The following is a 612-nucleotide window of genomic DNA, read 5'->3' as shown; positions in this document are numbered from 1 at the left end:
GTTTTATCGAAACAAAAGACAAAGAAAGCCACGTGCGCGATTGCACGGAGCTTTACTAAGACAGCGTCAGATAAGTAATAGTGCTTAGGTCGTATTGGAAAAATAGTTCATTTGAATTAAGAGCAGGAAACAAAATTAGCATGAGTCAGTTATTTGTAGTGGGCACCGGTCCTGGTGATAGATCTCTTGTGGCGCCGAAAGCGCTTAGCGCCATTGGAGCCAGTTCAGATTTGGTCGCGTACGGTTTGTATCTCGACTTGTTAGGTGATGTGTGTGATGGAAAAACACATCACGAGTTACCTTTGGGGGAAGAGATCGGGCGAGCTAAACTCGCCTTAGATCTCGCGGCTAGCGGTAAAACAACCGCCTTGGTTTCGAGTGGCGACATCGGCATTTATGCGATGGCAACGTTGGTGTTTGAATTGTTGGATCAACAACTCTTAAAGCAAGCGCAAGGCGAGGCCTTAGATCATCCAGAATGGCTAGATGTTGAGATAGACGTTGTCCCTGGAATCTCTGCCATGCAAGCGGGCGCAAGCCGTGTCGGCGCCATGCTCGGTCATGATTTTTGTACCGTATCGTTATCTGATTTGCTAACGCCTTGGGAGACGA

Annotated in this window: 1 protein-coding gene; it reads left to right on the top strand. The window is 47.7% G+C overall.

Features of this window, described 5'->3' with window-relative positions:
- Window positions 1-140: 140 nt before the first annotated feature.
- A partial coding sequence (locus A3766_RS05705; RefSeq protein ID WP_197479352.1) for a precorrin-3B C(17)-methyltransferase occupies window positions 141-612 on the top strand: 472 nt, incomplete at its 3' end.

This window comes from Oleiphilus sp. HI0132 (assembly GCF_001635845.1).
The sequence above is the reverse complement of the archived record's forward strand: the minus strand, read 5'-3'. Positions and strand labels throughout refer to the sequence as shown.